General features: G+C 68.7%; 26 protein-coding genes. 10 read left to right on the top strand and 16 right to left on the bottom strand.

Annotated elements, in window-relative coordinates:
* Position 1: 1 nt before the first annotated feature.
* Complete coding sequence (meaB, locus tag LT971_RS12220; RefSeq protein ID WP_237007561.1) at positions 2-973, bottom strand: methylmalonyl Co-A mutase-associated GTPase MeaB; 972 nt, start codon at positions 971-973, stop codon at positions 2-4.
* Between the two features lies 1 nt (position 974).
* Positions 975-1,391: a cobalamin B12-binding domain-containing protein gene (locus tag LT971_RS12215; RefSeq protein ID WP_237007214.1), complete on the bottom strand. Its 417-nt coding sequence runs from the start codon at positions 1,389-1,391 to the stop codon at positions 975-977.
* 120 nt (positions 1,392-1,511) lie between these two features.
* On the opposite strand from LT971_RS12215, the gene LT971_RS12210 reads away from it, so the two are divergent.
* Entirely contained in the window at positions 1,512-2,120 is a 609-nt protein-coding gene (locus tag LT971_RS12210) for a DUF420 domain-containing protein (protein ID WP_237007213.1), read from the top strand.
* A 46-nt stretch (positions 2,121-2,166) separates the two neighbouring features.
* Positions 2,167-2,649 (top strand): hypothetical protein, encoded by a 483-nt coding sequence (locus LT971_RS12205; RefSeq protein ID WP_237007212.1) that lies wholly within the window; start codon positions 2,167-2,169, stop codon positions 2,647-2,649.
* Between the two features lie 5 nt (positions 2,650-2,654).
* Here the strand turns inward: LT971_RS12205 and LT971_RS12200 are convergent, their stop codons facing one another.
* Genes LT971_RS12200 through cyoE form a run of 4 tightly spaced genes read right to left on the bottom strand, consistent with a single transcriptional unit; the run spans position 2,655 to position 6,360 of the window.
* Positions 2,655-3,431 (bottom strand): ABC transporter permease, encoded by a 777-nt coding sequence (locus LT971_RS12200; RefSeq protein ID WP_237007211.1) that lies wholly within the window; start codon positions 3,429-3,431, stop codon positions 2,655-2,657.
* The gene (locus tag LT971_RS12195) at positions 3,428-4,330 is read right to left on the bottom strand and encodes an ABC transporter ATP-binding protein (protein WP_237007210.1); all 903 of its coding nucleotides are present in this window, start codon (positions 4,328-4,330) and stop codon (positions 3,428-3,430) included. Before LT971_RS12195 ends, LT971_RS12200 begins: the two co-directional genes overlap by 4 nt.
* A 44-nt stretch (positions 4,331-4,374) precedes the next feature.
* Positions 4,375-5,031, bottom strand: coding sequence for a DUF7546 family protein (locus LT971_RS12190; RefSeq protein WP_237007209.1), 657 nt, complete (start codon positions 5,029-5,031; stop codon positions 4,375-4,377).
* The gene (gene cyoE / locus LT971_RS12185; protein ID WP_237007560.1) at positions 5,032-6,360 is read right to left on the bottom strand and encodes a heme o synthase; all 1,329 of its coding nucleotides are present in this window, start codon (positions 6,358-6,360) and stop codon (positions 5,032-5,034) included.
* A gap of 158 nt (positions 6,361-6,518) precedes the next feature.
* On the opposite strand from cyoE, the gene coxB reads away from it, so the two are divergent.
* Positions 6,519-7,277 carry a cytochrome c oxidase subunit II gene (coxB, locus tag LT971_RS12180; RefSeq protein ID WP_237007208.1) on the top strand — a complete coding sequence of 253 codons (759 nt, stop codon included), beginning with the start codon at positions 6,519-6,521 and terminating at the stop codon, positions 7,275-7,277.
* On the opposite strand, the gene LT971_RS12175 is transcribed toward coxB, so the two are convergent.
* Positions 7,274-8,149, bottom strand: coding sequence for a biotin--[acetyl-CoA-carboxylase] ligase (locus LT971_RS12175; RefSeq protein WP_237007207.1), 876 nt, complete (start codon positions 8,147-8,149; stop codon positions 7,274-7,276). The two genes, coxB and LT971_RS12175, sit on opposite strands and share 4 nt — an antisense overlap.
* 37 nt (positions 8,150-8,186) lie before the next feature.
* Positions 8,187-9,044 carry a cytochrome c oxidase subunit 3 gene (locus LT971_RS12170; RefSeq protein ID WP_237007206.1) on the bottom strand — a complete coding sequence of 286 codons (858 nt, stop codon included), beginning with the start codon at positions 9,042-9,044 and terminating at the stop codon, positions 8,187-8,189.
* A 94-nt stretch (positions 9,045-9,138) separates the two neighbouring features.
* On the opposite strand from LT971_RS12170, the gene LT971_RS12165 reads away from it, so the two are divergent.
* The 7 genes from LT971_RS12165 to LT971_RS12135 all read left to right on the top strand — a co-directional run bounded on the left by LT971_RS12165 (position 9,139) and on the right by LT971_RS12135 (position 14,684).
* Entirely contained in the window at positions 9,139-10,509 is a 1,371-nt protein-coding gene (locus LT971_RS12165) for a hypothetical protein (RefSeq protein ID WP_237007205.1), read from the top strand.
* On the top strand, positions 10,506-10,802 hold the full coding sequence (locus LT971_RS12160) for a DUF7410 domain-containing protein (RefSeq protein WP_237007204.1): 297 nt from the start codon (positions 10,506-10,508) through the stop codon (positions 10,800-10,802). Before LT971_RS12165 ends, LT971_RS12160 begins: the two co-directional genes overlap by 4 nt.
* Positions 10,803-10,845: 43 nt before the next feature.
* Positions 10,846-11,208 (top strand): DUF7541 family protein, encoded by a 363-nt coding sequence (locus LT971_RS12155; protein WP_237007203.1) that lies wholly within the window; start codon positions 10,846-10,848, stop codon positions 11,206-11,208.
* 41 nt (positions 11,209-11,249) lie between these two features.
* On the top strand, positions 11,250-11,501 hold the full coding sequence (locus tag LT971_RS12150) for a DUF6684 family protein (protein ID WP_237007202.1): 252 nt from the start codon (positions 11,250-11,252) through the stop codon (positions 11,499-11,501).
* A gap of 126 nt (positions 11,502-11,627) precedes the next feature.
* Positions 11,628-13,409 (top strand): cytochrome c oxidase subunit I, encoded by a 1,782-nt coding sequence (ctaD, locus tag LT971_RS12145; RefSeq protein WP_237007201.1) that lies wholly within the window; start codon positions 11,628-11,630, stop codon positions 13,407-13,409.
* Between the two features lie 188 nt (positions 13,410-13,597).
* Complete coding sequence (locus LT971_RS12140; protein ID WP_237007200.1) at positions 13,598-13,891, top strand: DUF7520 family protein; 294 nt, start codon at positions 13,598-13,600, stop codon at positions 13,889-13,891.
* A gap of 43 nt (positions 13,892-13,934) precedes the next feature.
* Positions 13,935-14,684: a GNAT family N-acetyltransferase gene (locus tag LT971_RS12135; protein ID WP_237007199.1), complete on the top strand. Its 750-nt coding sequence runs from the start codon at positions 13,935-13,937 to the stop codon at positions 14,682-14,684.
* A 25-nt stretch (positions 14,685-14,709) separates the two neighbouring features.
* Here the strand turns inward: LT971_RS12135 and LT971_RS12130 are convergent, their stop codons facing one another.
* The 8 genes from LT971_RS12130 to nuoL form a co-directional block, all read right to left on the bottom strand.
* The gene (locus LT971_RS12130) at positions 14,710-16,413 is read right to left on the bottom strand and encodes an acyl-CoA mutase large subunit family protein (RefSeq protein WP_237007198.1); all 1,704 of its coding nucleotides are present in this window, start codon (positions 16,411-16,413) and stop codon (positions 14,710-14,712) included.
* 81 nt (positions 16,414-16,494) lie between these two features.
* A complete protein-coding gene (locus tag LT971_RS12125; RefSeq protein ID WP_237007197.1) occupies positions 16,495-17,307 on the bottom strand; it encodes an ABC transporter permease in 813 nt (270 codons plus the stop codon).
* Positions 17,304-18,365: an ABC transporter ATP-binding protein gene (locus LT971_RS12120; protein ID WP_237007196.1), complete on the bottom strand. Its 1,062-nt coding sequence runs from the start codon at positions 18,363-18,365 to the stop codon at positions 17,304-17,306. Before LT971_RS12120 ends, LT971_RS12125 begins: the two co-directional genes overlap by 4 nt.
* Positions 18,366-18,470: 105 nt before the next feature.
* Entirely contained in the window at positions 18,471-19,289 is an 819-nt protein-coding gene (locus tag LT971_RS12115; RefSeq protein ID WP_237007195.1) for a CBS domain-containing protein, read from the bottom strand.
* A gap of 33 nt (positions 19,290-19,322) precedes the next feature.
* Positions 19,323-20,732 carry a DHH family phosphoesterase gene (locus LT971_RS12110; protein WP_237007194.1) on the bottom strand — a complete coding sequence of 470 codons (1,410 nt, stop codon included), beginning with the start codon at positions 20,730-20,732 and terminating at the stop codon, positions 19,323-19,325.
* A gap of 75 nt (positions 20,733-20,807) precedes the next feature.
* Positions 20,808-22,295, bottom strand: a complete 1,488-nt coding sequence (locus LT971_RS12105) for an NADH-quinone oxidoreductase subunit N (RefSeq protein ID WP_237007193.1) — start codon at positions 22,293-22,295, stop codon at positions 20,808-20,810.
* A complete protein-coding gene (locus LT971_RS12100) occupies positions 22,292-23,845 on the bottom strand; it encodes a complex I subunit 4 family protein (RefSeq protein WP_237007192.1) in 1,554 nt (517 codons plus the stop codon). The genes LT971_RS12105 and LT971_RS12100 overlap by 4 nt, the downstream gene beginning before the upstream one ends.
* A complete protein-coding gene (nuoL, locus tag LT971_RS12095) occupies positions 23,846-25,924 on the bottom strand; it encodes an NADH-quinone oxidoreductase subunit L (protein ID WP_237007191.1) in 2,079 nt (692 codons plus the stop codon).

Raw genomic sequence — 25,924 nt, 5'->3', positions numbered from 1 at the left:
TTCAGTCGTCGGCCAGCGCGTCCCTGACGGGCTCGACGACGTCGTCCGCGAGCTCGTAGGGTGTCGTCTCGCCGGCGTCGATGCGGGCGACGAGTTCGTCGATGCCGCCCCGGGCCTCGAGTTCGGCTTCCAGGAGTTCGCTGGCGTCCTCCCGGAGGAGGTTCCGGAGTTCCTCCGCGTAGCGGGTGTGGCGTTTCTCCTCGCGGCGGCCAGACTCGTCCAGCCACGTCGTGTGGTCGTCGAAGGTCTCCAGCAGGTCCGGGACGCCCTCGCCGCTCTCCGCGACTGTTTCCGCGATTTCGGGGTCCCAGTCGCCCTCCTCGCCGTCGCGGAGGTCGAGCATGTTCCGGAGTTCGGTGACCGTCCTGTTCGCGCCCTCGAGGTCGGCCTTGTTCACGACGAACACGTCCCCGATCTCGAGGATGCCGGCCTTCAGCATCTGGACGTCGTCACCGGACGACGGCGGAACCAGAACGGCGACGGTGTCGGCGGTCTTCACGATGTCGACCTCGTTCTGGCCGGCACCCACCGTCTCGATGATGACCTTGTCCTTGCCGAAGGCGTCGAGGGCCTTCACGGCGTCCGCAGTGGCGGTCGACAGCCCGCCGAGGCTGCCGCGGGCGGACATCGACCGGAAGAACACGTCCATGTCCGTCGCGGTCGACGCCATCCGGATGCGGTCGCCGAGCACGGCGCCGCCCGTGAACGGGCTTGAGGGGTCGACGGCGATGACGCCGACCGTCAGTCCCTGGTCGCGGTACTGCTTGGCCAGTTTGTCCACGAGCGTCGACTTCCCGGACCCGGGGCTGCCCGTGATGCCGATGACGTCGGCGCCGCCCGTGTGGGGGTACAGCGCCGACACGACCTCGCGGTAGCCCGGGCTTCGGTTCTCGATTTTCGTGATGGCGCGGGCGAGCGCCCGGTGTTTGCCGTCGAGGAGGTCCTCGACGAGTTCGGGCTGGTCGGGTGCCATCTCAGTCACGCTGCGGGGCGTTGTCCTCGATGAACTCGATGGTCTCCTCCATCGGCGTGCCCGGGCCGAAGATGGCGTCGACGCCCGCTTCCTCGAGGCCCTCGCGGTCCTCGTCCGGGATGATGCCGCCGACGATGACAAGCGTGTCCTCGAAGGCGTCGTACTCCTCGAGACCCTCCATGATCTTCGGGACGAGGGTGTTGTGTGCCCCGGAGAGGATGGAGATGCCGAGGACGTCGACGTCCTCCTGAACGGCCGCCTGCACGATCTCCTCGGGCGCCTTGTGGAGCCCCGAGTAGATGACTTCGAAGCCGGCGTCCCGGAACGCCCGCGTGATGACGTGTGCGCCGCGGTCGTGACCGTCGAGTCCGACCTTGGCCACGAGACAGCGGATGTTCTGCTGGGATTCCTCGCTCATGGCCGAAGAATCGCCGCATGTCCGTTTCACTCTAACGGACTTGTATTACAGTTACGGTTGTACTATCGCAATTGGGCTTGAAGCGAAAACGGGTTGCCACCCCCGTCCCAACGGGCGGACATGGCAACGGCCGACGCCTCCGGCTACGCGAGGACTCACCCGAGACGCGTCACCGCGGCACTCTCGGTCATCGGATACGCGCTGGTCATCGGCGCCTTCGAGGGACTGCTCCCCATCTTCCCGGACCTCTCCCGGGAGACCGTGTTGCTGTTCTCTGACCTCATCGCCGTCGTGAACACGCTCGCGCTCACCAGTCTGCTGGCCGGCGTCGCCTTCATCAAGCGCGGCGAGGTCGAGAAACACCGCGCGGCGATGCTCACCGCGTTCACGCTGATTCTGACGTTCCTCGTGCTGTACCTCTGGAAGGTCGGCGGCGGCTTCGAGAAGTCCATCGTCATCGAGCAGGGCATGTTCCTCGGGCAGTTCGCCGGCGTCGTCGAGATCGCGTACCTCCTGATGCTCGCCATCCACATCGTCCTCTCCGTCGTCGCCGTGCCGGTCGTGCTGTACGCCGTGGTCCTCGGGCTGACGCACACGCCCGAGGAGCTCCGGGAGACCAGCCACGCGAAGTACGGCCGCATCGCCGTCGCGTCCTGGGCGGTCTCACTGTTCCTCGGCGTCGTCACGTACGTGATGTTGAACCACGTCTACGCCTGGGTGCCCCGGTAGCACCGACACCTATTTGCTCGCCGCCCCGAGAACTCCCGTCGACAGCATGGCGGTCGAGCCGTACGACGGCGAGGGCGGCGACGAGGGCGACGCCAGCAGCAGAGCCGGCGACGGCGACGACGAGGCCGATGTCTGGCGCTGCAAGGACTGCGGGGCGGTCCAGCGCGACCCCGACCCGCCCTGCGAGCGCTGCTGGGGGACGACGTTCGTCGCCGGCGAGGGCGCCGACGGCGTCTCGGGGCCGGGCACCCACCTCGCCGGTCTCTCGAACACGCCGGCCTCCGGCGCCGACGTCACCGCCACCCGGCTCGCACACGTCAAGTCGGCCTCGGCACGGACCTTCCTGCTCGCTGCCGGCTGCACGGGTCTGGTCGGCGGCGTGACCGTCGTCCTCCCGTCACCGTCGGTCCTCTCCTCGCTGCTCTGGGGTGCGACACTCCTCCTCGGTGGGTTCGCGGCGGTCGCACTGGTCGTCGCGCTGCTGGCGCATCTGGTGGATACGTTCGGGCTGGCTGCCAGCGACGCCTGACTCCGTTACTCCGTCCAGGGGATGAGCGCCGCGCCGACGGCGAACGCGACGACGGCCAGCACCAGCGTCACGCCCGCGTTCGTCGCGACGACGCCGGCCGACCCAGCCGTGTCAGTCGCCTCGGGGAACGTCGCCGCGCGCACCCCTCGAGAGAAGTACACGAGGGGGGAGAAGTCCAGCAGCGGCCGGAACCACTCGGGGAACAGTGCCGGCTGGACGAACGTCTCCGAGAGGAACAACAGCGGCAACGCGATGCCGTTGCTCGCAGCGATGGCGCCGTCCTGGCCCTCCGCGAGGCTGCCGAGCATCGCGCCGACGCCACAGAACAGCACCGAGGAGATGGGGACGAAGAACGCCAGCCACGGCGACAACTCGAAGTTCGCGCCCGTCAACAGGAGCGCAACGACCAGCAGGACGGACGCCGCGACGATGAGCACGACGTTCACGAGCGCGTGGGCGGCGAGCCACTCGGCGCGCGTCAGCGGCGTCGTCGCGAGCTTCTCGAAGCGGTTGTCCTCACGGTGGCGAGCGACCTCGCTGCCGACCCGTGACAGCGGCGTGAACAACACCACGGTTGCGAGGTACGCCGGCAGGTAGTAGCCGGTCGGCTCGGAGAACAGCCCGGCGCCGCCACCGGCGCCCTGCGTCCGCACGAGCCCGGCGAAGATGACGATGAGCACGACGGGGAAGAAGAACGTGAAGAACACGGCAGTGCGGCGGCGGAGGAACGTCCGCATCGCGCCGGTCGCCTCCGCCCGCACGCGAGCGAGCGAGCCACTCATCGCCGGGTCACCTCCCCGCGCTCGGCGTCGCCAGCCAGCGCCATGTAGGCGTCCTCGAGGCCGGGTTCGCGCCACGACAGCGCACCGAAGTCGACGCCGGCGTCCTCCAGTGCCGCCGCCACGTCCCCGACCTCGGCGGGGTCGACGCCGTGGAACACGAGGCCCTCGTCCGTGCGCTCGCCGTCGAAGCCCGCGATCTCGGGGTCGGCGTCGGTGTCGACCACGAGGCGGGCGTCGCCGGCGTACTCGGCCACGAGGTGCTCGGGCGTCCCCGTCGCGGCGACCCGGCCGCCGGCGAGCAGGGCGACGCGGTCGGCGAGGCGAGCGGCCTCGGCCATGTCGTGGGTCGTGAGGAGGATGGTGGTCCCGGCGGCGGCGAGGTCGGCGAACAGCGACCAGAGCGCGCGCCGGCCGGCCGGGTCCACGCCCGTCGTCGGCTCGTCGAGGAACAGCACGTCCGGGTCGTTGACGAGCGCCGCGGCGACGCAGGCGCGCCGGCGCTGGCCACCCGAGAGGTCGCCGTACCACGTTCCTTCCTCGGGGTCGAGGCCGACCTCGTCGAGGACCGCATCCGGGTCGCGGGCGTCGTCGTAGAGGCCGGCGTAGTAGCGAACGAGTTCGCGAGCCGCCAGGCGGTCCGGCGGCGCGAACGCCTGCGGGAGCAGCCCCACGCGCTGCTTGCGCGCCTCCCGTGGCGGCTCCCCGAGCAGGCGGACGGTGCCGGCGTCCGGGTCGGTCGTGCCAGTGAGACAGCGCACGAGCGTCGTCTTCCCGGCGCCGTTCGGACCGACCAGCGCGAACACTTCGCCAGCGTCGACGGACAGCGACACGCCGTCGAGCGCGACGGCGTCGTCGCCGTACGACTTCTCGACGTCGTCGGCGACCAGTACCGGGTCCATACCACCGCCTGGGCGTCCGGCGAATAAAGGACTGCGGAAGCCGGCTACCGGCGGCCGGGCCGCCACGTCAACAGCAGCACGGAGGAGACGAACACGGCCGTCGAGAGCGCGTACGGCTGGCTCTCGGCGACGACCGCCGCGGTCGACGCGCTCCCGAACAGCCCGGCGGCGAGCGTCGCCACGACCGGCCACGTGCAGCTCACGCAGGACAACAGCCCGACCAGCCCCGCGAACCCGGTCCGGGCGGTGTCGACGACGGTGACCGCGACGAGGTACGCCAGCGCCGCGTAGCCGCCGAGCTTGAACGGCAGCAGGCTGACGGTGAGGTCGGCGCCGCTGTAGATGAACGCCGGCCCCCAGCCCGGCGCGAGCCACGCGATTCGGGTGCCCAGAGCGTCACCGTGGAGCATGTAGAGCCCGCCGACGCCGCCGAGCAGCAGGAAGTACGCCGCGCCGACGCCGCCAGCGGCGAGCCACTGTCGACGGGACGCCTCCGGGACGCCGACGCGGCTGACGCCCCAGGCGGCGACGTTCAGCCAGACGAACGGGTACGCAAGCGACACTGCGTCGGTCGGCGTCGCCGACGACAGCGCGAAGTACAGGAGGACGAGGACGAGCTCGCCGTTCAGCACGGCAGCCCACGTGAGCAGCGTCCCCCGGTCGGGGGCGAGCTGGTCGGTGGAGACGGTTCTCGTGCTCACTCAGACCACCATCGCATCGAGCACGACGGCGACCAGCAGGCAGCCGAGGTAGGCGTTCGACGCGTGGAACGACCGCATCGCCGCCCGCCGGTCACGCTCGCGGTGCAGCCGGATGGCGAAGTAGAGGAACACCGCCCCCAGCGCGACCGTCGTCCCGGCGTACAGCGGGCCGAGCCCGGTCAGTACTGCGAGCACGACGGCCGAGACCAGCGTCGCGCCGAGGTAGTAGACGATGTGGCGGCGGGTCTTCGCCTCGCCCTCGACGACGGGCATCAGCGGGAAGCCGCCGCGCTCGTAGTCGTCCTTGTACGCCAGCGCGAGGTTGTAGAAGTGCGCCGGCGTCCACAGGAAGATGACGGCGGCGAGTGCGAGGCCCGCCACGCCCACCTCCCCCGTCACCGCCGCCCACCCGATGAGCGCCGGCAGCGAACCCGCAGCGCCGCCGATGACCGTGCTCTGGCGGGTGTTCGGCTTCAGCACGAGTGTGTACACGACCGAGTAGAAGACGATTGCCGTCAGCCCGAGGAACGCCGTCAGGAGGTTCACGGCCGCGAACGCCGCCAGCGACGCGGCAGCCAGCACCAGGCCGAACGCGAGCGCGTTCCGCGGCGGGATGCGGTCGGTGGCGACCGGCCGGTCGTCGGTGCGCGCCATCTTCTTGTCCTTCTCGCGCTCCAGGACGTGGTTGAACGTCCCCGACGCGCCGATGGACAGCACGCCGCCGCCCAGCGTCAGCGCGACAGTCTCCACGGCCAGCTGTCTGCCGCCCGCCAGCGCCATCCCGGCGCCCGCGACCAGACACAGCAGCCACATCAGCCGCGGCTTCGTCAGGCGGACGTACGCCCGCACCGTCGCGAGCGGACCGGTCCCGGGGTCGCTACCGCCGTCGTCGCCGTCGTGGCGACCCTCGCCCTCCCACTCGGCGGACGGCAGGTGGCCCGTCTGGGTGTCCAGCGTCCACGCGAGTGCGAGCACGAGCGCCGCGAAGATGCCGACGGCCAGCGCCAGGTGACCACTGGCCAGCGCCGCCGACCCGGGCGTCGTCGCGGTGTACGCGCCGACCGCGACCTGCACGGGGTACAGCGCGAGCGCAGCCGTCACGGCCGCCCGCACTCGCCGGGACTCGCCGCGGCGCCACGCGAGGACGGTGGCGGCGACGACCAGGACGGCCGTCAGCGCGGCGGCCGTCCGGTGCCCCCAGACCACGGCGAGGTCCAGCGACCCGACCGCGAACCACTGGCCGCCACACGCGGGCCACGTCTGGCATGCGTTCGCGGCGCCCGTCAGCGAAGTCGTCGCGCCGAGCACGAGCAGGGAGTAGACGCCCATCGCGGCGGCGGCGAGCACGGCGACGAACCGGCTGGAGGTGTTTCTGTTCACGTGCGTCTCTCTTCCGGAGGTTACGAGCGCGGCCACTTAGCCTGTCCGACTCGCACCGAACCCCATTCAGCACCTATTTATGGACCCAATCCCAACTTCGGACCAACATGAGAGGCAAGCGGCTCGTACCCGTTCTCGTCGCCGTCGTCGGTGTCCTCGCCGCGTTCGTGGACCCGGTCGCTGCGTCGGGGTACCAGTCGGTGACCGAGGAGCTCATCCGCGACCTCAACTCCATGATGCTCGCGGCAGCGCTCCCGATTACGCTGCTCGTGGAGGGCATCCTCGTCTACACCGTCTGGAAGTTCCGGAACGCCGACGAGGCGAAGCCGACCAAGGAGAACCGCCGGCTGGAGATCACGTGGACCGTCGCCACCGCCGTCGTGTTGCTGTTCGTCGGCGTCGCCGCCTACGGCGTGATGGGGCAGACCGCCGTCACCGCCACCGGACAGGACGCCCAGACTGCGATGGCCCAGGAAGACACGGTCACCGTCGACGTCGAGGGCGTCCAGTGGTACTGGAACTACGAGTACGTCGGCGAGAACCTCTCGACGACGACCGGCGCTGCCACTGGCGACACCGTCGGCGACCAGCCGCTTGTGTTGCCGGCCGACACGAAGGTCGTGATTCGGACCGAGTCCCAGGACGTGATTCACGCCTTCCACGCGCCCGAGCTTGGGCTGAAGGCTGACGCGCTGCCCGGCCAGCAGAACTACATCATCACGAACGACCTCGAGGAGGGGACCTACCAGCTGTACTGCGCCGAGTTCTGTGGGGTCGGTCACTCGGAGATGCTGAGCGAGATCGAGGTCGTCGACCGGGAGACGTACGAGGACTACGTCGAGGACCCGGAGAACACGTCCGTCTAGGTTCGCCGTAGCTGCCGGCACTCTCCTTCCGTCACGTTGACGCGTCGCCCGTCACTCGTCTCCACGACGAGCGCTCCGCGTTCGTCCACGTCGACCGCCACACCGACCAGCGGGTCGTCGTCGTCGTCGTCGGCCTGATTCCTGCGGGTGACGCGGACGCGTTCGCCGAGCGTCGCGCTGCGGTCGCAGAACGCGTCGACGGCGTCGGCGAAGCCGTCGTCGGTCTCGACCGTCTCCGTCCACGCCAGCAGCCGGTCGTGTAGCGTCGCGGCGACGTCGGTGGTGTCGATGCCGTCACGGTCGTCGGCTTCGCGGCGGAGCGTGGTCACGGCGCGGTCACCGACGTCGAGGTCGCCGGGGTCGAGGTCGGCGTTCACGCCGACGCCGAGCACGGCAAAAGAGAGGTCGGCGGTCTCGGGGTCGGTGCCCGGAAGCACGTCGTCGACGGGCTTGCCGGCGACCGGAACCTCGTCGACGACCGCCTCGGTGAGGATGCCACACAGCTTCTCGCGGGTACCGTCGTCGCGGTCGACGACCACGTCGTTGGGCCACTTGAGGCGCGCGTCCTCGACGCCGAACGCCTCGACGGTCTCGGCCGCCGCCAGCCCGCCCGCGAACGTGAGCCGACCGACGTGGCTCGCGGCGAAGCCGGGCCTGACGAGCGTACTCGACCAGACGCCGCCCGGCGGGCTCGCCCAGACGTTGCCGGTGCGGCCGCGGCCCGCCGTCTGCTCGTCGGCGACGACGAACGTCCCGTGGGCGGCGCCGTCCCGGCCCTCGGCGCGTGCGATGTCGTTCGTGCTCGGACACGTCTCCCGGTAGAAGAGCGGCGCGTCGACGCGCTCCCACAGCTCGTCGGGGTCGACTACCATACCCACGGTTCGAGGCTGCGCCGAAAAAAGTCCGCGCTTAGACGACGGCGCCCGCGTACAGCACGACGACGAGGAAGATCCAGACGGCGTCGACGAAGTGCCAGTACATCGAGACGGTGCTGACCGACGTGTGGCGCTCGGCCGAGTACTGGCCCTTCAGGGCCCGCACGGTGATGATGCCGATGAGGACCGCGCCCAGCGACACGTGGAGGCCGTGGAGGCCCGTCAGGCCGAAGAACGCGCTCTCGAAGACGCCACCGGAGAACGACAGGCCCTCGTGGACGATGAACTCGTAGTACTCGTAAATCTGGCCGGCGATGAACACCACGCCGAGGACCAGCGTCGTCGCCAGCAGCCCGAGGAACCGGCTGCGGTTGCCCTTCCGGAGCGCGACGTGGGCGTAGTGCAGCGTGAAACTGGAGATGACCAGGATGACGGTGTTCGCGACGACGAGCGCGCCGAGGAAGCCCTCGGGGACGGCGGAGACCGCGTCCGCCCACTGGGAGCCGGCACGGATGAAGAAGTAGTACGTGAACCCGGCGCCGAACGTCGCGATTTCGGTGCCGAGGAACAGAATCATCCCCCACCGGAGGGCGGTCGAGCCGTGCCCGTCGTTGCTCCAGTACGCCTTCACGAAGGCGTGGTACACCCAGCCGTACAGACCGGCGAGGAACCCGAAGGCGCTCGCCACGAACACGGCGGGACCGACCATCGGTCCAACCAGTGCGTTGGTGCCTTGGCCGAGCACGTAGAGTGCCGCGCCGATGTAGAAGCCCGCGGCCCCCATTGCGGTGATGAAGGGCCACCAGCTGGCCTCCCCGAAGCCCTTCGGCCAGTCCTCCACGGCCGGCAGGTGGTGGCCGTGGTCGTCGGTCGAGTCGTCCGCTACGCTCATACCACCGGCTTGCGGAGCGAGTACTAAAAACCCATCCAACTGGGGCGGCCGGCGGACCGCAACCCTCAGGGGCGGTCCAGTCTAATCGTCGCTCATGTCTCGGCGCCTCGCACGCCCGCTCGGTGCAGTCCTCGGTCTCGCCGCCGTCTGTGGGGTGGCGGTCGCGCACGGCGGCAGCCTCCGGGGGGCGTCCGGGGACTCGCTGGCGGTGCCGACGTGGCTGTTCCTCTCGACCGGCGGTGCGGTCGTCGGCGCGTCGTTCCTGCTGGCGAGTTTCGTCACCGACCGGGCGTTCGTCGCGAGCGTCCACGGCTGGACGCGGTCAGTGCCTGCGCCCCGTCGGCTGCTGGCGTGGGCCGGCCGGCTGGTCGGTCTCGCCGCGTTCGTCGTGCTCGTCGTCGCCGGATTCGCCGGGCCGACCGAGCCCCTGCGGAACGCCGCCATCGTGCTCGTCTGGGTCGGCTGGTGGGCGGGACTCGTGATGGCGACGTACCTCGTCGGGAACACGTGGCCGGCACTGGACCCGTTCCGGACGCTGACGCGGCCGCTTGCGCGAGTGACCGACGGCGCCCGCGACCTCGACGCGAACGCGGCGGCGTGGACGAGCACGGCGTTCCTGCTGGCGCTCGTCTGGGTGGAGGTCGTCAGCCCGCTGGCGGACGCCCCGCCGTTGCTCGCCGGCGTCACGCTGGCGTATCTCGGCGTCGCTGCCGGCGGCGTGGTCGCCGTCGGCCACGAGACCTGGTTCGGGGAGGTCGACCCGGTCGCGCGGCTGTTCCGTTCGTACGGCGCGGTCGCCCCGGTCGAACGCACAGAGAGCGGGCTCTCTCTGCGGGTGCCAGCGGCTCGCCTCACCGAGCGCGTCGTCGACACGCGCGGCGGCGTGGCGTTCGTCGTCGCCGTGCTCTGGGGGACCACCTACGACGGCCTCGTCGGCACGCCCGCGTGGGCGGGCTTCGCGCGCACAGTCGTGAACGCCGGTGTGCCCGCCCAGCTGCTCTACCCCGCGGCGCTCGTCGGCGGCTTCCTCGCGTTCCACCGGCTGTACTGGTGGGCCGCCCGGAAAGCCCGGGAGACGGCGCCGACGTACACTGACGTGGAGACGCTGGCCGTGCGGTTCGCGCCGTCCCTGCTGGCCATCGCCGCCGGCTACCACCTCGCGCACTACCTCGTGTACTTCCTCAGCCTCTCCCCCTCGCTGTTCGGCGCCGTGCTCGCTCCGCTCGACCCGCCCATCGCCCGAAGGCTCGTCCTGCCCGGGTGGCTGTCGGGCGTCGGCGTCGCCGCCGTCCTCCTGGGCCACCTGCTCGCCATCTGGGTCGCCCACGGCACGGCCTTCGACGAGCTCCCCGGCCGCCTGCAGGCCGTCCGCAGCCAGTACGCGCTCACCGCCGTGATGGTGTTCTACACGATGAGCAGCCTCTGGATCGTCAGCCAGCCAGCCGGCAGCCCCCCGTTCCTATGACAGCAGACAACACGACCACGGCCGTCGAGGCCACCGACGACCACGCTCACGGCGAGGACGACGACGACGCCACCTGCGAGTACTGCGGTGACCGCTTCCCGACGGAGCAGCTCCGGGACCTCCACCGGGGCCTCGAGCACTACGACGTCCTCGACGACGACGACCGGGCCGCCTACGAGGCCGCCTACGAGGCCGAGACCGAGTCACTGCAGTCCTTCCGACTACGAGCGCTGGCCGCCCTCGTCCTGCTGTACTTCGGGTTCCTGATGCTGTACGCTGTCGTCGGCCTGTGACGGAACCGGTGGCTTTCTAACGTCGCCGCCCATACGGGAGTGCATGGCCGAACGAACTGAGCAGGGGCTCAGCGACCAGTACACGCGCGCCAGTCCGTGGCCGATTCCGCTCGTCCTCGGGCTCGTCGTCACCGAACTGGGCATCGTCTTCGAGGGGCTGGTGCCGGTCGCCGTCGCCGGCATGCTGCTGTTCGCCACCTCCGTCGTCGGCATCACCCGGGAGTCCCAGTTCGCAGACACCCTCTGGCGACCCACGCTCACCGTCGCCGTCCTCTTCGTCGTCGTCGGTGCAGTGCTGTACACCGGCACGGAAGCCCTCACCCGCAGCACGGCGATGATGGGCACGGGCGTGGTCGTCGCCGCAGCGTCGCTGGCGGCGTTCCTCTACGAGTCCGGCCGGCTCTGAATCCTCAACCTATATCCGTCAGCCCCGCGGACTGGCTACCAATGTCAGCACGCCTCTTCGACCGAGACACGCTCCTGGACCTGACGGTGAACATCGTACCGCTGGCCATCCTCGGGTTCTTCTTCGTCGTGTTCATCGCCCTCAACCCCTGGGGTAGCGGCTTCACGCTCGAACGAGGGCTGCAGTTCGTGCTCGTCGGGTGGATGTTCGTCGGGCTCACCATCCTCACGTACTACGCCGCGAAGGCGATCGAGACCGAGGACGACGCCGAGGAAGAAGCCGCCGAACACTGACTGCGGACCGAACGAACCGCCACACCGTTCTCACTGCAGTTTCCCCCGGCAGCCGTGCTATCCGGACCCCGACACGACCGCGACCAATCCTAAGCTTTCTTTACCGTCCAATCCTGACTAGCGTCCATGGCTCCGGCTACGTCATCACTTGTGCTAACCGTGCTGATGGGCGTGCTGCTCGTCGGCGTGGTCGCCGTCCTCGCGCGCCTCGAGGACTGGCGGTCCTACACGCCCCTCAGCGACGTGGGCGGTGCGCTCGGGGAGCGCACCGGCTACGGCCACGAAGAGAAACCGGGTGGCCTCATCCGGTGGTTCACTACCGTCGACCACAAGGACATCGGCATCCTCTACGGACTCTACGGCACCATCGCGTTCGCGTGGGGCGGCGTCTCCGTGCTCCTGATGCGGACCGAACTGGCAGCACCCGCCGAGAACATCATCGGGCCCGCACTGTACAACGGCCTGCTGACGAGCCACGGCATCACGATGCTGTTCCTGTTCGGGACGCCGATGATCGCGGCGTTCGGTAACTACTTCATCCCGCTGCTCATCGGCGCCGACGACATGGCGTTCCCGCGCATCAACGCCATCGCGTTCTGGCTGCTGCCGCCGGGTGCGCTCCTCATCTGGGCCGGCTTCTTCATCCCGAGCATCGCGACGGCCCAGACCGCGTGGACGATGTACACGCCGCTGTCCATCCAGATGTCGTCGGCGGCCGTCGACACGATGCTGCTCGGCCTCCACCTCACTGGCGTCTCCGCGACGATGGGCGCCATCAACTTCATCGCGACCATCTTCACGGAGCGCGGCGACGACGTCGGCTGGCCGAACCTGGACATCTTCTCGTGGACGATGCTCACCCAGTCCGGCCTCATCCTGTTCGCGTTCCCGCTGCTCGGTAGCGCGCTCATCATGCTGCTGCTCGACCGGAACTTCGGCACGACGTTCTTCACGGTCGCGGGCGGCGACCCCATCCTCTGGCAGCACCTCTTCTGGTTCTTCGGCCACCCTGAGGTGTACATCCTCGTGCTGCCGCCGATGGGGCTGGTCAGCCTCATCCTCCCGAAGTTCTCGGGACGGAAGCTGTTCGGGTTCAAGTTCGTCGTCTACTCGACGCTCGCCATCGGCGTGCTGAGCTTCGGCGTCTGGGCCCACCACATGTTCACGACGGGCATCGACCCGCGGCTGCGGGCCAGCTTCATGGCCGTCTCGCTCGCCATCGCGATACCATCGGCGGTGAAGGTCTTCAACTGGATCACGACGATGTGGAACGGCAAGCTCCGGCTGACGGCGCCGATGCTGTTCTGCATCGGGTTCGTCCAGAACTTCATCATCGGTGGCGTCACGGGCATCTTCCTCGCCGCCATCCCCGTGGACCTCATTCTCCACGACACGTACTACGTCGTCGGTCACTTCCACTTCATCGTGTACGGCGCCATCGGCTTCGCGCTGTTCGCAGGGACCTACTACTGGTTCCCGATGGTCACTGGCCGCATGTACCAGCAGAAGCTTGCGAAGGCGCACTTCTGGACGGCGCTGGTCGGCTCGAACCTGACGTTCCTCGCGATGCTGTGGCTGGGCTACGGCGGCATGCCGCGGCGGTACGCCACCTACCTGCCGCAGTTCACGAACGCCCACCAGATCGCCACCGCCGGCGCGTTCCTGATGGGCATCTCGACGCTGTTCTGGCTGTTCAACATGGCTACGTCGTGGCGGGAGGGCCGCCGCGTCGACTCAACTGACCCGTGGAACCTCGAGGAGACCGACCAGTTCACGAAGGACTGGGCGTGGTTCCGCACGCAGGAAGACACCGACGTGCTGCCGGACGGCGGCAGCGAGGACGGCGACGAAGCGGTCACCGACGGCGGCGAACCGGTCGACGGCGACGACGACGACGAACAGCAGTAGTAGCAGTCGCAGTCCGGCTGCCGTCGACGTTTCTGCCGTGTGTTACGCGAGAACGAGCACGAACCCAGTGACGAACATCAGGACGGCGACACCCGCGAGTACCAGCATCAGTACTTCCTTGTCCTCCATGTCCCGCGGTTGGGCGTGACACCGCAAAAGGCTACCCACTCCGGTGCCAATCGGGAGTCGTGAGTGACAGCGATACGACGGGGCGTCGCGTCGTGCTGTGGATGTACGCGGCCGCCGTCGCGACGGCTGGCGTGTTCGGGTACGTGCTCGGCGTCATCGTGTACGCGGGCAGCGGGACGGCGGGCCCGCTGGCGCAGGGGGCGACGCCCGACTACGGGAGCGTCGGGCCGGTGGTGTTCGAGTTGACGCCGGTGAACCTCGCAGTGTTCGGCGTGGTCGCCGTGGGCGTGAGCCTCGGTGTCGGGCTGGCGGCCATCATCGTGGTCTCCGAGCGGGTCGATTCGGTGGCGTAAGCCGGTGCCTACCTATATGTGGTCGGCAGCCCAACGTGTTAGCATGGAGATTCGAGAAGCCACGCGTGCAGACGGTGCGGACATCCGGGCGGTGGCCGACGCGTCTCTGGGCGCCTCGTACGCGAGCCCGCTCGGCGAGGACATCGTCGACAAGGCCGCCGACGAGTGGTACGCCGAGAACCGTCTCGCGGACCGGCTGGACGCCGACGACGTCCAGTACCTCGTGGCGGAGACCGACGACGGGAACGTGGTCGGGTTCTCGGAGAGCGAACTGGACGGTGACGCCGCGGCGGCCATCCAGTGGCTGCACGTCCACCCGGACGCACGCGGCGAGGGCGTCGGCGTCCAGCTGCTCGAGCACACGGAGACCGATCTACTGGAACGCGGCGCGAACCGCGTGGAGGGGCGCGTGCTCGCCGCGAACGAGCCCGGCAACGAGTTCTATCAAGACCACGGGTACGCGCGGACCGGCGACCGGGGACTGGACGTCGGCGACGAGACCCACACCGAACACCTCTACGTGAAGCTCCCGGAGGGCGAGGAGGACGTCGAGCTCGCCGAGCAGCGGGAGACCGACGCCGGCACGCTGTGGGTGGCGTTCGACGAGCGCGAACGCGGCTCGGCGGCTCCCTTCTACACCGCCTACCGGGACGAGCAGCGCACCGAGAAGTACGGCTTCTACTGTTCGAACTGCGAGACGGCGGACACCGCCATGAACACGATGGGGCGGGTCGCGTGCAACAACTGCGGGAACGAGCGCCGGGAGACCCGCTGGGACGCCGCGTACCTCTGACGGTCTCGTCGGGGAGTCGCCGCGGTCAGGCGGCCGCGGCGGTCTCCTGGTAGCCGCCGAACTCGTCCTCGAAGACCTGCATGATCTCGCCCATCGTCGCGTACGCCTTCACGGCGTCGACGATGTACGGGATGGTGTTCTCGTCGGAGTGGACGGCCTCGCGGAGGGCGTCGAGAGTGGCCTCGACTTCGTCGTCGTCGCGCTCCTCCTTGACGTCCTCGAGGCGGCCGAGCTGGCGGTCGCGGGTCTCGTCTTCGTCGACGTGCAGGAGGTCCGGGCTGGTGTCTTCCTCGACCTCGTACTCGTTGACGCCGACAACCGTCTCCTCGCCGTCGTCGACCCGCGACTGGTACTCGTAGGCGGACTCCTGGATCTCGCGGTGGAAGTAGCCGTCCGCGATGCCCGCGATGACGCCGTCCCGCATCGAGCCGTCGCCCATCTCCCGGATCTCTTCGATGTACTCCATGGCTTCTTCCTCGACCTCGTCGGTGAGAGACTCGACGGCGAAGCTGCCGCCGAGGGGGTCGACGATGTCGGCGGCGCCGGACTCGTCGGCGATGATCTGCTGGGTGCGCAGCGCGACACGCACGGCCTCCTCGCTGGGGAGCGCCAGCGCCTCGTCGAAGGAGTTCGTGTGGATGCTCTGGCTGCCGCCGAGGACGGCGGCGAGCGCCTGGAGCGTGACACGGGCGATGTTGTTCTTCGGCTGCTGGGCGGTCAGACTCTGGCCGGCGGTCTGCGTGTGGAACTTCAGCTGCTTGGAGGCCTCCTTCTCGGCGTCGTACCAGTCGTCCATGACGTTCGCGTAGATGCGTCGGGCGGCGCGGAACTTCGCGACCTCCTCGAAGATGGAGTTGTGGGAGTTGAAGAAGAAGCTCAGGGTGGGGGCGAACTCGTCGACGTCGAGGCCGCGCTCCATGGCGTCCTCGACGTACGCGAAGCCGTCGGCGAGCGTGAACGCCAGCTCCTGGATGGCCGTCGAGCCCGCCTCCCGGATGTGGTAGCCCGAGATGGAGATGGGGTGGAACTTCGGCGTCTCCTCGGCGCAGTACTCCACGACGTCCGTCACGAGGTCCAGCGACGGCTGTGGCGGGACGACCCACTCCTTCTGCGCGATGAACTCCTTGAGCATGTCGTTCTGGAGGGTTCCCCGGATCTCCTCGCGGGGGACGCCCTGCTGGTCGGCGAGCGCGAGGTACATCGCGTAGATGACGGGCGCGCTCGGATTGATGGTGAAGCTCGTGGAGACCTCGTCGAGTTCGATGCCGTCGAAGAGAATCTCCATGTCCCGCAGGGTGTCGACCGCGACGCCCTCCTTGCCGACCTCGCCGAGGCTCATCGGGTCGTCGCTGTCCAGACCCATCAGCGAGGGCATGTCGAAGGCCGTCGACAGCCCGGTCTGGCCCTCGTCGATGAGGTAGTGGAAGCGCTCGTTGGTCTCCTCGGCCGTGCCGAAGCCCGCGAACTGCCGCATCGTCCACGTGCGGCCGCGGTAGCCGGTCGGGTAGACGCCACGCGTGTACGGGAACTCGCCCGGGAACCCGAGGTCTTCCTCGTAGTCCGTGTCGGCGACGTCGTCGGGCGTGTAGAGGCGGTCGACCTCCATGTTCGAGACCGTCGCGAAGCGGTCCTTGCGTTCGCCGTACGCGTCGAGGACCGGGTCGAGTGTCTCTTCTTCCCAGTCCTCGCGGGCCTCGCGGATGTCCGCGAGGTCGTCGTCGTCGTACATGTGCCTGTAAAATCTGCCGGCAGATTCATCAAGGATTCGGTAGTCCCGGGGAGGGTGCCGCTCGGCGGCCACCGGCGCCGGTCAGTAGTGGCCCATGACGCCCTCGCGGCGCGCCCACCGCTGGCAGTAGTGGAACGCCGCGTACCCGAGCCCGAGGTAGCCGACGGCGGTCACGACGAGCACGCCGATTTCACCGGCGGGGAGGGCCCAGAGCGCGACGCCGTCTTTCATCGCGGTCCGGAGGAGCTGGCTGCCCTGCGCGAGCGGCAGCCACTTCAGCAGCGGGTATTGGGAGACGGGGGCGGCGATGAGGCCGATGAACACGAACTGCATGATCTGGAAGAGGTTCTCGACGCGCTTGAACCGGATCGCGAGCCCGCCGAGCGCGAATCCGATCCCGACGGCGGGCGCCACCGCGAGCACGCCCAGCGGGAGCAGCGTCAGCGGGTCGATGGCGAGCCACCGGCCGGTGACCGTCATCATGAACAGCAACACCAGCGACCCCGTGAAAAACGACACGAGGACGTTCGTGACGGTCTTCGCGAGCATCACGCGGCCGAACCCGAACGGCGACATGAACAGCTGTTCGAGGGTGCCCCACTGGGACTCCCGGGTGACGTTCCACGACAGCCCGGAGAACGCGCTCATCGAGAGCGTCCACAGCAGGTAGCCGACGATGATGCCCTCGATGGAGTTCGAGATGGCGGTCGGCGCGATGGCGCGGCCACCGTAGAACACCGCCGCGAACAGGATGAGCATGTTCGCGATGGTCGAGAAGAAGTTCACCGGGTACCGCACCATCAACAGGACGCGCTTCCGGAGCGACGCCGCGAAGAACCGGAGGTAGCCGCGGGCGCCGGTGTCGACGCTGGCGTCGGCCGTCGGGGCGCTCACTGGCCGTCACCTCCACTGGCGCGGCCGGTGACGTCGAGGAAGACATCCTCGAGGTCGGGTTCGAGCCCGTCGACGTCCAGCAGGTCGTGGCCGGCGTCGTCGAGCACGCCGAGCACGCCGTGGAGGCTGTCGTCGTCGCCCAGTGTGACGTCGAAACGCGTGCGGTCGTCGAGCACGTCGAAGTTCTCCACGCGGTAGTCCCGGACGAGCCGCGACCGGACCTCGCCGGGGAGCTGGCCGGCGGCGACGACCCGGTAGGCCTGCGTCTCGAAGACCCCGACCAGCTCCTCGACGGGGTCGTCGGCGATGACGCGGCCGTCCGAGAGGATGACCACGCGGTCGCAGACGTCCTCGACGACGTCCATGTCGTGGCTGGACAGCACGACGGTGATGTCGTCCTCGTCGGCGAGCCGGCGGAGCTCGCGGCGCAACTCCAGAGACGCTTCGACGTCGAGGCCGAGCGTCGGCTCGTCGAGGAACACGACGTCGGTGCCGCGCGCGAGCGTCGCCGCCAGCGAGACCTTCTGCTTCTGGCCGCGGGACAGCTCGTTGACCGCGTCGTCGGCCTTCTCGGCGAGGTTGAACTGGTCGAGGAGTTTGTCGTGGCGGCTGCGGGCGGCCTCCGGGTCGTTGCCGCCGAGTGCGGCGAAGAACTCGAGGTTCTCGCGGACGGTGAGCTTCCAGTAGACGTTGCGCGCGCCCTCCAGCATCGCGCCGACGTGCCGGTAGACGCCCCGGGGGTCGTCGTCGGCGTCGACGCCGGCAATCTCGACCGACCCCGACGACGGCACGACGAGGCCGAGAATCGACTTGATGGTCGTGGTCTTGCCGGCGCCGTTCGGCCCGAGGACGCCGACGACTTCGCCGCGATTCACGTCCAGCGAGACGCCGTCGACGGCCGTGACGCCGTCCTCGCCGTCGCCGTACGTCTTCCGGAGGTCGCTGACCGAGAGGACCGTGTCGCCGGTGGGGGCCGTCGACTGCACGGACGCCGCCGACGACGATGCGTCGCTGTCGTCGTCGTCGGCTTGCTGTGGGCGGTCTGTCGTCTGACTCATACACAGTCGCAGGGCAGACCGGACATTAACCGTTTGGAGAATGACGGTTCTGTTCGCGAACTTCCAGAACGAGGCTTCTGTAACTGTGCTGTCAGTAGGTGGCGGCTACTGGAGGCGCTCGATGGTCTCGACCAGCGGGTGGCGCGCGTAGTCCACGACGTCGATGTCCTCGATGGAGTCCAGCCCCTCCTTCTGTGCGGTCCGCGCCATCCCGAGGTCCACGGCGCGCTCCAGCACGATGACGTACGCGTCCATATCTTCGATGCCCGCGCGCTCCGCCGCCATCACGCGGTGGTGGCCGTCCGCCAGCAGGAGACTGCCGTCGTCGCCCGTACTCCCGTTGTCGATGACGACCAGCGGCTCCGCAAGCCCGTGGTCGAGCTCGTACCGGCGGCCCTCCAGCTCGTCGGCGTACACCTTCCCCTGCGTCGGCACCAGCTCGTCGAGGTCGACTGTGCGACGCTCCTCGGTCGCCTCGATGCCGTGAATCGTCTCCAGCGTGCGCTTGAGCTTCCCCACCTTCTCCGGGGTCGCGCGCTCGATCTGGGAGCGGATCACGTCCGCGTTCGAGATGATGCCGACGAGGTTGCCCGCGTCGTCGACCACGGGGAGCTTCTGGATGCCCGACCGCAGGATGACTCGCGCGGCGTCTGTCACCTTCATCTCCGGGTGCGCGACCACGAGGTCCTCGGTCATCACCTTGAACAGCAACTCCCCGGGGTCGGCCAGCAGGAGGTCTCGCGCCGACACGAACCCCTCCACGTGGCGGCCGTCGGTCACCGGGAAGCCGTTGTGGTCGCTCTCACAGATGCGGTGCGCAACGTCCTCGACGGTGTCGTCCGGCGACACCGTCGCCACGTCGCGTGTCATGTACTCGCCGACGACGGGCTTCTCGCCGTCCTTGTGCTCCAGCGCCTCGTCCATCACTCGGCCGTACGTCGCCGACCGGGAAATAGCTCACCCACTCCGCACCGCTTCGAAGAACCGCGTCGCGACCACGTCCTCGACCATCTCGGTGAGCGTCGCCTCGGCGTCCCCGCCGACGTCGTCGAACAGTCCCAGTGGAAGCTGGGCGCCCGCCATGTCGGCGTGGCCGCCCGCCGACCCGAGCTCGCCGAACGCCGACCGCAACACCCCCCCGAGGTTGAGGTCGCTGCCCCGGGAGCGCGCCGAGATGTAGATGGTGCCGTCCGTGTACCCGTAGACGAACGTCACCGTCACGCCACGCATCGTCAGCAGCCGGTCGGCGGTCTGCGCGAGCGTGTCCCGGTCGGCGATCTGGCCGACGCAGGACGCCAGCACGGAGCCGTCCAGCTCCCGGTTCCGGATGCCGTACGCGATGGTGTCGAAGGTGTCCGCGCTCAGCGACGGGCTCTCGATGCGCTCGAGCACGTCGGTGTCGGCCTTCGGCAGCAGCCACGCCCCCGCGTCGAAGTCCTCGGTCGTGATCTCCCGCGAGAAGTCCTTCGTGTCGACCCGGATGCCGTACAGCAACGCGGTCGCGATGTCCGTGTCGACGTCGATGCCGTACCCGCGCAGGTACTCCACGAGTATCGTGGCCGTCGCCCCGGTCTCCGGCCGGATGTCGACGAACTCGGCGTCCACCTCGGTCTTCGGCGGGTGGTGGTCGACGACGATGGCCACCTCCGTCTCAGGGTCGAGCTGGTCGTTCACGCCCGGGCCGGAGTGGTCGACGAGCGCGATGGCGTCGAACTCGAAGTCCTCGTCGGGCGCGACGTTCCGGACGTCGAGGTCCAGGAGGTTCACGAACGCCCGGTTCTCCTGGTGGGAGATCTCCCCGAAGTAACACGCCTCGCTGTCGACGCCGACGTCCTCGGCGATGCGCTGGAGGCCGACCGCCGCAGCGATGGCGTCCGGGTCGGGGTTGTCGTGCATGAAGACGCCGAGCTCGCCGTCGACGCGCTGTAGCGTCTCGCGGAGTGACTGCAGGCGCTCGGACGCCCCGGACGCCGTCACCTCCTCGGCGTGGTCCAGCAGCGCCTCGCCCGGGTCGATGACGCGGTCCGCGACGCGCTCGATCGCCCGGTGGTCGTCGCTGGTTGCGTCGAACCCCACGTAGACGACGAGCTCGGCGTCCGGGTAGACGTCGCGGGCCGCCGTCGCGGCCAGCCGGTTCCGGTCGGCGACGTCCCCCGCGACGACCACGACGTCCACGGGTTGGTCGTCGCGCTCGATGGCCGCCCGGTCGGTCACGTCCCCGACCTCGGCGGCGACTTTCTCGTTGCGGAGACTCTCGACGCGGCTCTCGTCGCCATCCAGAACGAAGAGGTCGCCGCGACGGTCGGCGAGCGTGTCGACCACGGCGTGCCCGGTCGTTCCACAGCCGAGCACCAGCCGAGAAACCATTCGTTGCCCGTCGTTACTGGCGAAACCGTTAAAAAGTACCGTTGTCGCCAGTGACCGAAACCGCGACGCCCGCTCCTACAGCTGGAACAGGACGTCGGCTGCGTGGTTCGCGGTCTGCGCGACTGGGTCGAACGCCACCAGCAGTGCGACCGTGCCGACCGCAGCGGCCAGCACGGCCACGTAGAGGCCGGTCGGCTGCCCGGTCAGCGCGAGGTCGTCGCTCGGGTCCTCGATCCAGATGGCCTTCACGACCCGCGAGTAGTAGAACAGCGACAGCGCGCTGTTGATGGCCGCGACGGCCGCGAGCCACGCGAAGCCGGACTGGACCGCGCCCGCGAACAGGACGTACTTCGAGAGGAAGCCGCCGCCAACGGGCAGGCCAGCGAGACTGAACATGAACACGGTCATCGCCACGCACGCGACCGGCGCGCGCTCGGCGAGGCCGTTGTAGTCCTCGAACGTCCGGCCGACGCCCCAGTACTCGGCGAGCGCGACGAACAGGAACGCGCCCGTGTTCATGAAGCCGTACACGAGCAGGTGCATCATCGACGCGCCGAGCACGAAGGAGTTCTCGGCGCCGCCGCCGCTCTGGAGCGCGGCGAGGCCGATGAGCACGTAGCCCGCGTGGCCGACACTGGAGTACGCGAGCATCCGCTTGACGTTCTCCTGGGTCGCCGCGGCGAAGTTCCCGAGGGTCATCGTGACCACCGCGAGCGCCGCGAACAGCAGCGACCAGTCGACGACCGAACCCGCGATGACCTCCAGCGGGAACGCGGTCGTGAACACGCGGAACAGCACGGCGAACCCGGCGGCCTTCGACGCCGACGAGATGAACGCCGAGACCGGCGCGGGCGCGCCCTCGTAGGCCTCCGGCGCCCAGAAGTGGAACGGCACGGAGGCGGTCTTGAACGCGAACCCGGCGACCAGCATCACGATGCCGAGGCCGAGCACGCCGACGAACTCGACGCCGTTACCGAACGTCTCGGCGATGGGCGCCAGCCCCATCACGCCAGTCGCGGCGTAGATGAGGCTGATGCCGTACACCATGATGGCCGAGGACAGCGCGCCGACGAGGAAGTACTTCAGGCCGGCCTCGACGCTGCCGCGGTTGGTCTTCAGATAGGAGACGAGCACGTACGACGGGATGCTCGCCAGTTCGAGGCTGATGAACACCGTGACGAGGCTGTTGGCCGAGGCCATCAGCGACATCCCGGTCGCCGCCAGCAGCGTCAGCGAGTAGAACTCGGCGACGTGCTCCTGGTCGGCGAGGTAGTCGTGGCTCGCCACGACGACGAGCGTCGCGACGGTGCCGACGACGAACGCGAAGAACAGCGACAGCGCGTCCACGACGAGCGCCCCGTCGAACTGCACGAACGAGAAGTCGCCCGTCCCCGCCGACAGGAACCACGCCGCGATTCCCGCGGACAGCAGGGTCCCGGTAGTCGCGACACCGGCCAGCAGCGTGTTGGTGTCGTCGTCGGGCGACAGCGTGTCGATGCCGAAGACGACCAGCGCCGTCGCGGCCAGCACGAGCTGCGGCGTCAGTGGTGGGAGTTCCGTCACAGTAGCTCACCTCCGAAGACCGGGGCGACGGCAGACGCCATCGCGTCCACCATCGGCGTCACAGCGTCCTGAATCATCCCGTAGAACAGCTCGGGGACCGTCCCGAGCACGATGACCAGCAACACGAGCGTGACGATGGGCACCGTGTCGTGGGTCGATGCCGGCACGATGTCGTAGTCCGTGTCCGCGCTGAACGGCCCGAACAGGACCCGCTGCATCGCGAACAGCAGGTAGCCCGCGACGATGACGATGCCGAACATCGCCAGCGCCGTGAACAGCTGTGCGTACGCGAACTCGGCGCTGAAGCCGCCGAGGAAGATGAACAGCTCTCCGGCGAAGCCGGCCATCAGCGGCAGGCCCATGTAGCCGAAGGCGGCGGCGACGAACACCGCCGCGGTCACCGGCATCTTGTCCGCGATGCCGGAGAGGTCGCCGACCATGCGCGTGTGCGCCGTGTTGTAGATGACGCCGACGCACATGAACATCAGCCCCGAGATGAGGCCGTGGGCGACCATCTGGAAGGTCGCGCCGCCGAGCCCGTAGACGTTGTACGCCACGAGCCCCAGAATCACGTACCCCATCGACGACACCGAGGAGTACGCGACGATGCGCTTGAGGTCCTGCTGGGCGAGCGCGAGCATCGCGCCGTAGATGACGGAGACGACCGCCAGCGCCGCGATGAGGACCGCGTAGTCCGAGGCGACCCCGGGCAGCATCGTGAAGTTGAACCGCAGCAGGGCGTACGTCCCCATCTTCAGGAGGACGCCCGCCAGCATCACGGATGCCGGCGTCGGGGCCTGCACGTGGGCGTCCGGCAGCCACGTGTGCAGCGGCACCGTCGGCACCTTCACGGCGAACCCGAAGAACATCGCGAAGAACGCGACGACTTTGAGGGTCTCCTCGCCGAGGCCGTAGGTCGTGGTGAACGCGCCGGCCTCGATGGCCTGCGCAATCGCGGGCATGTCCATCGTGTTCACGTCGAGGCCGAACACGAGGGCCATGAACCCGATGAACATCACCAGGCTTGCGACGTTCGTGTACACGAAGAACTTGATGGCGGCGTACTTCCGCCGCGGGCCGCCCCAGATGCCGATGAGGAAGTACATCGGCACGAGCACGAACTCCCAGAACACGAACCAGACGAAGAAGTCCAGTGCCGTGAACACGCCCAGGAGGCTGGCCTCCATGAACAGCATCAGCGCGTAGAACTGGCTCTCGCGCTCGTCGATGGGCGTCCACGCGCTCATGATGGCCAGCGTCGTCAGAATCGTCGACAGGACGACCAGCGGCATGCTGATGCCGTCGATGCCGACGTGCCAGTTGAGCGTGTACGGCCCGATCGTGATCCAGCGCGTCATCGTCTCGAACGCGAGCGTCCCGCTCTCGAAGAGCGCGTTGCCGCTCCCGTCGAACTGTCCGAACATCCAGAGGCTCCCCGCGACGGGGAGCAGGCTGAGGCCGGCGGCGAGCTTGCCCGCGACCCGGTCGGGCGCGAGCATCACGACGAACGCCGACAGCAGCGTGACACCGATTAGCGCTTCTATCATCATCTAGAACCACCCCCCCGTGACGCCGAAGACGACGAGTAACGCGACCAGCCCGAGCGTCAGCATCGCGGCGTAGTGGCTGACCACGCCGGACTGGATGCGGCGGATGCGACTGCCGGAGAACAGGCTGACGCTACTGATGCCGTTGACGACGCCGTCGACGACACCCTGATCGAAGGCGTCGGCGGCGCGAGCCAGCGGGAGCGTCACGCCCTCTGCGAGCCACACCTGGTACTCGTCCTGGTAGTAGTTGTTGTACAGCACCGTCTTCGCGCCGCCGAGCTTCTCCGTGTGCTCGACGGGTTCGTCGACGTTGTACAGCACCCACGCGAGGCCGGCGCCGCCGAGTGCGAGCGCCAGCGAGATCGCCGCCGGCACGTAGGGCGCGATGTCCGCGGCGCCGTAGCCGGCGAAGTCCACGAGCAGGTGGTGGTAGTGCTCGTAGCCGAGGTTCGAGAACGCGGTGCCCTCGGTGCCGGCGAGCCAGTCTTTGAGGAACTCGATGTGGGCGCCCGTGAACTTCGCGACCGGCGTCATGTTCACGAGGCCGACCGTCGCCGCGAGAATCCCGAGGACGACGAGCGGGAACTTGACGTTCCAGCCGACGCCGTGGGGGTCTTTCGCGGTCTCCGAGCGGGCGTCACCGTGGAAGGTGAGGAACACCATCCGGAAGGTGTAGAACCCGGTGAAGAACACCGCGAGCAGACCCATCGCGTACGCGACGAGCAGAATCGGGCTCTCGCCGGCGCCGTAGATGAGCGCCTCGTAGAGAATCTCGTCTTTCGACCAGAAGCCCGCGAACGGCACGATGCCGGCCAGCGCGAGGCTGCCCGAGAGGAACGTGTAGTACGTCACGGGCATCTTCTCGCGGAGGCCGCCCATGTCCCACATGTCCTCGTTGTGGTGCATCGCGATGATGACCGACCCGGCGCCGAGGAACAGAAGCGCCTTGAAGAACGCGTGGGTCATCAGGTGGAAGGTCGCAGCGATGTACCCACCAGTACCCAGTCCGAGCATCATGTAGCCGTACTGGCTGATGGTGGAGTACGCGAGCACCTGCTTGAGTTCGTCTTTGACGACGCCCATCGTCGCGGCGAACAGCGCCGTGAACCCGCCGACCAGCGCGATGATGGCGAGGACGGTCGGGAGCAGCGCGTAGAAGCCGTACATGCGCGCGACGAGGTAGACGCCGGCCGCCACCATCGTCGCGGCGTGGATGAGCGCGGAGACGGGCGTCGGACCCTCCATCGCGTCGGGCAGCCACGTGTGCAGCGGGAACTGCGCGGACTTCCCGACGACGCCGCCCAGCACGAGGAGGCCAACGACACTGAACCAGTTCTGGGCGCTCATGCCGACCACGTCGAGGAAGTCCGCGACGGGACCGGGCATCGTGCCCTCGCCGCCCGCGGCGGCCAGCGCCTGCTCGGCCATGTGCGGGAAGGCGTGTGCGCCGTCGCCCGTGGCGACGAACCGCGCCGTGCCGAACGTCGCGAACACGGCCACCACGCCGATGAGGAAGAAGTAGTCACCGAAGCGGGTGACGAGGAACGCCTTCTTCGCCGCGCTCGGCGGGCCCTGCTCGCGGAAGTGGAACCCGATGAGCAGGTACGAGCACAGCCCCACCAGCTCGAAGAACATGAACGCCATCAGGAGGTTGTCCGCGACCACGAAGGCGAGCATGGAGAACGTGAACAGGCCGAGGCCGGCGTAGTACCGGGGAAGGCCCGTCTCGCCCTCGTCGTTCATGTACCCGAGGCTGAACACGTGCACGAGGAACGCCACCAGCGACACGATGACGAGCATCATCGCCGCCAGCGGGTCCACGAGCACGCCGAAGTGGAGGCTGAACGTGTCCTGGCCGACGACCCACGTGTAGAGGGTCTCGGACAGGTAGTCTCCCTGACTCACCGCGAAGAACGTCCAGACGGACAGCACGAGCGAGCCAGCGGTCGCTACGATGCCGGGAATCGCGCCGCCCTTCGGCAGCAGCTTGGGCGCGAAGTAGCCCGCCAGCAGAGCGACGAGGAACGACGCGAACGGCAGCAACGGAATCGCCGGAGTGAAGTCGAGTGCACCTGCCAT

Source organism: Halobacterium rubrum (assembly GCF_021729015.1).
Taxonomy (GTDB): Archaea; Halobacteriota; Halobacteria; order Halobacteriales; family Halobacteriaceae; genus Halobacterium; species Halobacterium rubrum.
The sequence above is the reverse complement of the archived record's forward strand: the minus strand, read 5'-3'. Positions and strand labels throughout refer to the sequence as shown.

Coding starts and splice junctions, on each gene's coding strand:
- meaB (WP_237007561.1), bottom strand. CDS start 973: ATGGCACCCGACCAGCCCGAACTCGTCGAGGACCTCCTCGACGGCAAA.
- LT971_RS12215 (WP_237007214.1), bottom strand. CDS start 1,391: ATGAGCGAGGAATCCCAGCAGAACATCCGCTGTCTCGTGGCCAAGGTC.
- LT971_RS12210 (WP_237007213.1), top strand. CDS start 1,512: ATGGCAACGGCCGACGCCTCCGGCTACGCGAGGACTCACCCGAGACGC.
- LT971_RS12205 (WP_237007212.1), top strand. CDS start 2,167: ATGGCGGTCGAGCCGTACGACGGCGAGGGCGGCGACGAGGGCGACGCC.
- LT971_RS12200 (WP_237007211.1), bottom strand. CDS start 3,431: ATGAGTGGCTCGCTCGCTCGCGTGCGGGCGGAGGCGACCGGCGCGATG.
- LT971_RS12195 (WP_237007210.1), bottom strand. CDS start 4,330: ATGGACCCGGTACTGGTCGCCGACGACGTCGAGAAGTCGTACGGCGAC.
- cyoE (WP_237007560.1), bottom strand. CDS start 6,360: ATGGGCGTCTACTCCCTGCTCGTGCTCGGCGCGACGACTTCGCTGACG.
- coxB (WP_237007208.1), top strand. CDS start 6,519: ATGAGAGGCAAGCGGCTCGTACCCGTTCTCGTCGCCGTCGTCGGTGTC.
- LT971_RS12175 (WP_237007207.1), bottom strand. CDS start 8,149: ATGGTAGTCGACCCCGACGAGCTGTGGGAGCGCGTCGACGCGCCGCTC.
- LT971_RS12170 (WP_237007206.1), bottom strand. CDS start 9,044: ATGAGCGTAGCGGACGACTCGACCGACGACCACGGCCACCACCTGCCG.
- LT971_RS12165 (WP_237007205.1), top strand. CDS start 9,139: ATGTCTCGGCGCCTCGCACGCCCGCTCGGTGCAGTCCTCGGTCTCGCC.
- LT971_RS12160 (WP_237007204.1), top strand. CDS start 10,506: ATGACAGCAGACAACACGACCACGGCCGTCGAGGCCACCGACGACCAC.
- LT971_RS12155 (WP_237007203.1), top strand. CDS start 10,846: ATGGCCGAACGAACTGAGCAGGGGCTCAGCGACCAGTACACGCGCGCC.
- LT971_RS12150 (WP_237007202.1), top strand. CDS start 11,250: ATGTCAGCACGCCTCTTCGACCGAGACACGCTCCTGGACCTGACGGTG.
- ctaD (WP_237007201.1), top strand. CDS start 11,628: ATGGCTCCGGCTACGTCATCACTTGTGCTAACCGTGCTGATGGGCGTG.
- LT971_RS12135 (WP_237007199.1), top strand. CDS start 13,935: ATGGAGATTCGAGAAGCCACGCGTGCAGACGGTGCGGACATCCGGGCG.
- LT971_RS12130 (WP_237007198.1), bottom strand. CDS start 16,413: ATGTACGACGACGACGACCTCGCGGACATCCGCGAGGCCCGCGAGGAC.
- LT971_RS12120 (WP_237007196.1), bottom strand. CDS start 18,365: ATGAGTCAGACGACAGACCGCCCACAGCAAGCCGACGACGACGACAGC.
- LT971_RS12115 (WP_237007195.1), bottom strand. CDS start 19,289: ATGGACGAGGCGCTGGAGCACAAGGACGGCGAGAAGCCCGTCGTCGGC.
- LT971_RS12110 (WP_237007194.1), bottom strand. CDS start 20,732: ATGGTTTCTCGGCTGGTGCTCGGCTGTGGAACGACCGGGCACGCCGTG.
- LT971_RS12100 (WP_237007192.1), bottom strand. CDS start 23,845: ATGATGATAGAAGCGCTAATCGGTGTCACGCTGCTGTCGGCGTTCGTC.
- nuoL (WP_237007191.1), bottom strand. CDS start 25,924: ATGGCAGGTGCACTCGACTTCACTCCGGCGATTCCGTTGCTGCCGTTC.